This window comes from Streptomyces glaucescens, from assembly GCF_002154375.1.
Classification (GTDB): Bacteria; Actinomycetota; Actinomycetes; order Streptomycetales; family Streptomycetaceae; genus Streptomyces; species Streptomyces glaucescens.
The window spans coordinates 1-6,788 of record NZ_MUND01000367.1; the positions used below are offsets into that span (position 1 = coordinate 1).

Here is a 6,788-nt window from a genome sequence, read left to right on the forward strand (position 1 = left end):
AGGCGGCGGGGCCGCTGCTGACCGCCTTCGGCGAGGACGCGCACATCACGGACGTGCGGATCACCCCGGGCGCCGCCCGGGGCACCACGGTGCCGTTCTCGGTGAGGGCGACGGTGTCCTACGACGGCAGGAGCGAGCCGCTGGCGTACGAGAGCCGGCTCACCGTGGTGCGCGGGGTCACCACCGGGCGGGCGCTGGTGGACTGGAAGCCGTCGGTCGTCCACCCGGCGCTGAAGGAGGGGGACACGCTCGTCACGGAGGAGTCGGCGAGCCCGCCGATCGAGGCCGTGGACCGCGACGGCACGGTGCTGGACGAGGACGAGTACCCCTCCCTCGGCCCGATCGTGGACGAGCTGCGCGAGCGCTACGGCGACAAGGCCGGCGGCACCCCGGGCGTCGAACTCGTGGTGCGGCACGCGGAGGGGACCGGCGCGGCCGACACCTCGCTGCTGACCCTCGCCGAGGGCGAGGCGGGGCGGCTGCAGACGACGCTGAGCGCGACCGCGCAGGCCGCGGCCGAGAAGGCGGTGAAGCGGTACCCCGAGTCGTCCGTGGTCGCCGTCAAGCAGAGCACCGGCGAGGTGCTGGCGGTCGCCAACAACCGCGCGGACGGCTGGAACGCGGCGTTCCTGGGGCAGGTGGCGCCCGGCTCGACGATGAAGACACTCAGCGCGGCCATGCTCATCGACACCGGGCTGACGAGCATGGACGGCCCGGCGCCCTGTCCTCCCACGGCGGTCTCGGAGAGCCAGACCTTCGGTAACCTGCCCGGGCTGGAGCCCAACCCGAACGCCACCCTCTCGGAGAGCTTCGCCCGGTCCTGCAACACGGCCTTCGTCAAGTTCGCCGACGAGGTGCGGGCCGACTCCCTGACCCGCGAGGCCGAGGACCGCTTCGGCATCGGCCGCACCTGGCAGGTCGGCGTCCCCTCCTTCGACGGCTCGGTGCCCGCCTCCGGCGGCCCGGACACCGCGGCCAACCTGCTCGGCCAGGGCCAGGTCCAGATGAATCCGCTGAACATGGCGTCGGTGACCGCGACCGCGACGACGGGCGCCTTCCGGCAGCCGGTGATCGTGCCGCGGGCCCTCGACGACCGGGAACTCGCCACCGCGCGCGGGCTCGACGCGAGCACCGTCCAGCAGTTGCGGGCGATGATGAACCGCACCGCCACCAGCGGCACCGCGGCCCAGGTGATGGCCGGGCTGAGTGGCAGCATCGGCGCGAAGACCGGCACCGCCGAGGTCGACGGGGCCAAGGCCAACAGCTGGTTCACCGGCTACCGCGACGACGTCGCGGCGGCGGCCATGGTGCAGCAGGGCGGGCGCGGCGGTGACGCGGCGGGTCCCATCGTGGCATCGGTGCTCCGCGCGGGCGGCTGACGGGACTCCCCGAAGGGGAGCGAACGCACGCCGTGCGGGTGGCTGATGTCACGCGCGCCGGACGGGACTCTAGGGTGGTGCCGTCGTTGCAGACGGTGAAGGCTGTGGGCCGCACAGGCCATGAGAGACCGGCGCTCCGGAACACCCGGGGCGCCGCGGAGGATCGGGAACGCAGTGGGTAACAGAAGGCGCGTCGCCGAGCGGCGGAAGACGAGACCCGTCGTCATCGGCGGGATGATCGCCGTGGTCGTCGGCGGCGCCGGGGTCGGCGCCTACGCGCTGCTGGGCGGCGGCGCCACGGCCGAGGACGGGACGGCCGGCGCCACCGAGGCGCGCGTCAAGTCGGTACCGACGGGTCCGCTGTCCGCCACCGAGGTCACCGGCACGGCCCAGCGCTTCCTCACCGCCTGGCAGCAGGGCGAGGTGGCGCAGGCCGCCGCCGTCACCGACGACGCCCGGGCGGCCACCGGCCTGCTCACCGGCTGGACCAGGAGCGCCCACGTCGAGAAGGTCACTCTCGCCCCCGGCCCCCGTGCCGGTGACAAGGTGCCGTTCACGGTCAGGGGCACGGTCACCTACAAGGGCGTCAGCAAGCCGCTGGTGTACGACAGCGCGCTGACCGTGGTGCGGCGCGCCTCGGACGGCAGGCCGCTGGTCGACTGGGCGCCGGCGGTGGTCCACCCGGAGCTGCGCGAGGGCGACACCCTCGTCACCGGCGAGGCGGGCACCCCGCCCGTGAAGGCGCTTGACCGGGACGGCGGCGAGCTGACGACGAAGAAGTACCCCTCCTTGGGCCCGGTGCTCGACGGGCTGCGCGAGAAGTACGGCAAGACGGCGGGCGGCACGGCGGGTGTCGAGCTGCGGGTGGTGCGCGGCAAGGAGTCCGCGGCGAAGAAGCTGTCCGACAAGACGTTGCTGGAGCTGAGCGAGGGCACGCCCGGCACCGTGAAGACGACGCTCAGCCCCCGGATGCAGGCCGCCGCGGAGAGGCAGGTCGCCGCGAAGGCGCGCGCCTCGGTCGTCGTCCTCAAGCCGTCGACCGGCGAGATCCTGGCGGTGGCGAACTCCTCGCCGGGCTTCAACACCGCCTTCCAGGGCTCGCTCGCACCCGGTTCCACGATGAAGGTCATCACCTCCTCGATGCTCATCGAGAAGGGGCTGGCCTCGGCGGACAAGGCGCACCCGTGCCCGAAGTTCTTCACGTACGGCAACTGGAAGTTCCAGAACGACGACAAGTTCGAGATCAAGGGCGGAACCTTCAAGGCGAGCTTCGCGCGGTCCTGCAACACGGCCTTCATCAGCCAGGCGCCGAAGCTGAAGGACGACGATCTGACCAAGCAGGCCCAGCAGGTGTTCGGGCTGTCGCTGAACAACTGGGCGGTCGGCGTGCCGACGTTCGACGGTTCGGTGCCGGTGGAGTCGAAGGCGCAGATGGGCGCGGCGCTGATCGGCCAGGGCGGGGTGCGGATGAACCCGCTGAACATGGCGTCGGTGTCGGCCACGGTGAAGTCGGGTGTGTTCCGGCAGCCGTATCTGGTCGCCCCGTCGGTGGACGGGCGCGCCCTGGCCACGGCCTCGCGCACCATGTCGGCGTCGACGCTGGCCCAGTTGCGGGACCTGATGTCCTACACGGCGGCGTACGGCACGGCCGCGGAGGCGATGGCCGGGGTGGCCGGTGACGTCGGCGCGAAGACCGGCTCGGCCGAGGTGGACAACCAGAAGAAGCCGAACGGCTGGTTCACCGCGTACCGGGACGACCTGGCGGCCGCGGGTGTCGTCCAGGCGGCCGGGCACGGCGGTGAGACGGCGGGGCCGATCGTGGCCGCGCTGCTGAAGCTCGGGGACTGATCACCCGGCGGCGGAGACGGGGACGGTCGTGTAGGTGCGGCGCAGGAAGCGCATCAGTGCCTTGGTGTCGAGCTGGACCACCGAGACGCCGTGCGCGTCGTGGAACTCGACCACGGCCTGGACGCGCCCGCACGGCCACACCCGCACGCTGCCGGTCCCGGCGGGCGCGCGCAGGCCCTGTTCGAGAAGCTCGCGTTCGAAGGACCACTCGTGGTCGCCGGGGAGATTTATCCGTACCGCGCGCGGGTCGACGTCGGGGTCGTACCGGAGGATGACCGGAACCGCTCGTTGATCGTCGTCCACCTGGTCGTCGGCGTCGGTGACGATGTGGGCCCGCGCGTACTGCTCGACCACAGACATGGAAGGACCCCTTACCCAGCGTGACCTACGCGGAAACGGTGCATCCGCTTTCTTCTCTCATGTCCCATATTCCACTCTTCACACCTTCGGGGCCACAAGAGACGAGCTCGCTCTTGCAAAGGGTTCGCATTAGGCCACTATCATCGAACGGTGCATGTACCTGACGGATTCATCGACGCCCCCACCTCCGTGGCCACCGGAGTCGTCGCCGCGGGCGCCGTCGCCGTGAGCCTGCGCGGCGCGCGCCGCGAGCTCGACGAGCGCACCGCGCCCCTGGCCGGCCTCGTCGCGGCGTTCATCTTCGCCGTCCAGATGCTGAACTTCCCGGTCGCCGCCGGGACCAGCGGTCATCTGCTCGGCGGCGCGCTCGCCGCGATACTCGTCGGCCCGTACACCGGCGTGCTGTGCATATCCGTCGTCCTGCTCATGCAGGGCATCCTCTTCGCGGACGGCGGTCTGACCGCGCTCGGCGTGAACATCACCGACATGGCGGTGGTCACGGTGATCGTCGCCTACGCCGTCTTCCGCGGCCTGGTGAAGGTGCTGCCGCGCACCCGCCGCTCCGTCACCGCCGCCTCGTTCGTGGCGTCGCTGCTCTCCGTGCCCGCCGCGGCCCTCGCCTTCACCTTCCTGTACTGGATCGGCGGCACCACCGACGTCGCCATCGGCAAGGTCGCCGGCGCCATGGTCGGCGTGCACCTCCTCATCGGCATCGGCGAGGCCGCGATCACCGCGCTCACCGTCGGCGCCGTGATCGCCGTCCGTCCCGACCTGGTGCACGCCGCCCGCGATCTGCGCGCCCCGCTGAAGCTGCGGGTGGGCGGCGAACTCGTCGACGCGCCCGCCCCCGAGGCCGCCCCGGCCGCGGCCCGCACCTCGCACCGCACGGTGTGGCTCGCCGGGCTCGCCGCGTCCGTGGTCCTCGCCGGGTTCGTCAGCTTCTACGCCTCCGCCGACCCCGACGGTCTGGAGAAGGTCGCCGCCGACCACGGCATCGACCGGAAGGCGGAGGAGCACGCGGTCGCCGACTCCCCGCTCGCCGACTACGGCGTCAAGGACGTCGACGACGCCCGCCTTTCCGGCGGTCTCGCCGGAGTGATCGGTGTCGGCCTGACCGTCGTCGCGGGCAGCGCGGTGTTCTGGGCGGTGCGCCAACGCCGCGCCGGCGACACCTCGCCGTCGTCCACCACCGTCGAGAACGTCTGACGCCGTCATGGGCGCAGGGCACGCGCATCGGCTCTACCGGCGGGGCGACTCGCCGGTGCACGCGCTGCCGCCGCACACCAAGCTCGCCGCCGTCTTCGCCTTCGTGCTGGTCGTGGTCTCCACCCCGCGCGAGGCGATGTGGGCGTTCGGGGTGTACGCGTTGCTCCTCGCCGTCGTCGCCCACCACGCGCGCGTGCCCGCCGGTTTCCTCCTCAAGCGGCTGCTGATCGAGGTGCCGTTCGTCGCGTTCGCGGTGCTCATGCCGTTCGTCGCGGAGGGCGAGCGGGTCGAGGTGCTGGGGCTGTCGCTCAGTGTCAGCGGACTGTGGGGCGCCTGGAACGTGCTCGCCAAGGGCACCCTCGGCGTCGCCGCCTCCGTGCTGCTGGCCGCCACCACCGAGCTGCGGGAACTGCTGCTCGGCCTGCAACGGCTGAAGCTGCCGCCCCTGCTGGTGCAGATCGCCTCCTTCATGATCCGCTACGGCGACCTCATCACCGACGAGATGCGGCGCATGCGGATCGCGCGGGAGTCCCGCGGGTTCGAGGCGCGCGGAGTGCGGCACTGGGGCGTGCTCGCCAAGTCGGCGGGCGCCCTGTTCATCCGCTCCTACGAGCGCGGGGAGCGGGTGCACCTGGCCATGGTGAGCCGCGGATACGCCGGTGCCATGCCGGTGATCGACGAGGTGGCCGCGTCCCGGGCGCAGTGGTCGCACGCCCTCGCTCTGCCCGCCGCCGCCCTCGTCGTCTGCCTGCTGGGATGGATGCTGTGACCGATACGCCCGCCGACACCGCCCCTTCCCTGGAGGTCTCCGGCCTCGCCTTCGCCTACCCCGACGGGCACCAGGCCCTGTTCGGTGTGGACTTCTCGATCGCGCGGGGCGAGCGGGTCGCGCTGCTCGGGCCGAACGGCGCCGGCAAGACGACCCTGGTCCTGCACCTCAACGGCATCCTGTCCGGCGGCACCGGCACCGTGACGGTCGCCGGGCTGCCCGTCGGCAAGCGGCACATGGCTCAGATCCGGCGCAAGGTCGGAATCGTCTTCCAGGACCCGGACGACCAGCTGTTCATGCCGACCGTGCGGGAGGACGTGGCGTTCGGGCCCGCGGCGGCGGGGCTGAAGGGCGCAGAGCTGGAGGCCCGGGTGGACCGGGCGCTGGAGCGGGTCGGCATGGCGGAGTTCAAGGACCGTCCGCCGCACCACCTCTCCTTCGGGCAGCGGCGCCGGGTGGCCGTCGCGACCGTGCTGGCCATGGAGCCGGAGATCCTGGTGCTGGACGAGCCGTCGTCCAACCTGGACCCCGCCTCCCGCCGGGAGCTGGCCGACATCCTGCGCTCCCTGGACGTGACCGTGCTGATGGTCACCCACGATCTGCCGTACGCGCTGGAGCTGTGCCCGCGTTCGCTGGTCCTCAGCGAGGGTGTGATCGCGGCCGACGGGCCGACCGGCGAGCTGCTGTCCGACGACGCGCTGATGCGCGCCCACCGGCTGGAGCTGCCGTTCGGCTTCGACCCGCGGTCCGTGACAATGGGCGCGTGACGCGCCGAGACGACGAGGGAGCGGAGCGGCCCGGGGAGTCCTCCGGGCCGCCGCTCCTGGACCAGCAGCTGTGCTTCGCGCTGTACGCCGCCCAGCGCGCGGTGACCGCCGCGTACCGGCCGCTCCTGGAGGAGCTGGGCCTCACCTACCCGCAGTACCTGGTGCTGCTGGTGCTGTGGGAGCGCGGCGAGACGACCGTGAAGGACCTGGCGGGCGCGCTGCGGCTGGACTACGGCACGGTGTCGCCGCTGCTCAAGCGGATGGAGGGCGCCGGTCTCGTCCGCCGGGAGCGCTCACCGCACGACGACCGTTCGGTGCTCGTCGCGGGCACGGGGCGCGCGGAGGAACTGCGGGAGCGTGCGGCGTGCGTCCCCGGCGCCCTGCTCACGGCGACGGGGCTCGGCGCGGCGGACGTCGCCCGGCTGCGCGAGGAGCTGTGGCACCTCGCCCACCGGGCGG

Annotated in this window: 7 protein-coding genes; 6 read left to right on the forward strand and 1 reads right to left on the reverse strand. The window is 72.5% G+C overall.

Annotation, left to right across the window (positions count from 1 at the left end; all coding sequences use genetic code 11):
- A partial coding sequence (locus CCN42_RS23425; protein WP_107427634.1) for a penicillin-binding transpeptidase domain-containing protein occupies window positions 1–1,379 on the forward strand: 1,379 nt, incomplete at its 5' end.
- A gap of 174 nt (window positions 1,380–1,553) precedes the next feature.
- Window positions 1,554–3,227, forward strand: a complete 1,674-nt coding sequence (locus tag CCN42_RS23430) for a penicillin-binding transpeptidase domain-containing protein (RefSeq protein WP_086738549.1) — start codon at window positions 1,554–1,556, stop codon at window positions 3,225–3,227.
- Here the strand turns inward: CCN42_RS23430 and CCN42_RS23435 are convergent, their stop codons facing one another.
- Window positions 3,228–3,587, reverse strand: coding sequence for an SsgA family sporulation/cell division regulator (locus CCN42_RS23435; RefSeq protein ID WP_086738551.1), 360 nt, complete (start codon window positions 3,585–3,587; stop codon window positions 3,228–3,230).
- A gap of 150 nt (window positions 3,588–3,737) precedes the next feature.
- Between CCN42_RS23435 and CCN42_RS23440 the strand changes: the two genes are divergently transcribed.
- From CCN42_RS23440 to CCN42_RS23455, 4 genes are all read left to right on the forward strand, one after another.
- Window positions 3,738–4,793 carry an energy-coupling factor ABC transporter permease gene (locus tag CCN42_RS23440; protein WP_086738554.1) on the forward strand — a complete coding sequence of 352 codons (1,056 nt, stop codon included), beginning with the start codon at window positions 3,738–3,740 and terminating at the stop codon, window positions 4,791–4,793.
- Between the two features lie 7 nt (window positions 4,794–4,800).
- The gene (gene cbiQ, locus CCN42_RS23445) at window positions 4,801–5,562 is read left to right on the forward strand and encodes a cobalt ECF transporter T component CbiQ (RefSeq protein ID WP_086738555.1); all 762 of its coding nucleotides are present in this window, start codon (window positions 4,801–4,803) and stop codon (window positions 5,560–5,562) included.
- Window positions 5,550–6,329: an energy-coupling factor ABC transporter ATP-binding protein gene (locus tag CCN42_RS23450; RefSeq protein WP_086738557.1), complete on the forward strand. Its 780-nt coding sequence runs from the start codon at window positions 5,550–5,552 to the stop codon at window positions 6,327–6,329. Before cbiQ ends, CCN42_RS23450 begins: the two co-directional genes overlap by 13 nt.
- Window positions 6,326–6,788, forward strand: a 463-nt coding sequence (locus CCN42_RS23455; RefSeq protein WP_086738559.1) for a MarR family winged helix-turn-helix transcriptional regulator, incomplete at its 3' end; no start/stop codon positions are given. The genes CCN42_RS23450 and CCN42_RS23455, both read left to right, overlap by 4 nt.

What these genes read in the sequence shown, in the direction of transcription:
- CCN42_RS23435 (WP_086738551.1), bottom strand. Translation starts at nt 3,587, where the DNA reads ATGTCTGTGGTCGAGCAGTACGCGCGGGCCCACATCGTCACCGACGCC.
- CCN42_RS23450 (WP_086738557.1), top strand. Translation starts at nt 5,550, where the DNA reads ATGGATGCTGTGACCGATACGCCCGCCGACACCGCCCCTTCCCTGGAG.
- cbiQ (WP_086738555.1), top strand. Translation starts at nt 4,801, where the DNA reads ATGGGCGCAGGGCACGCGCATCGGCTCTACCGGCGGGGCGACTCGCCG.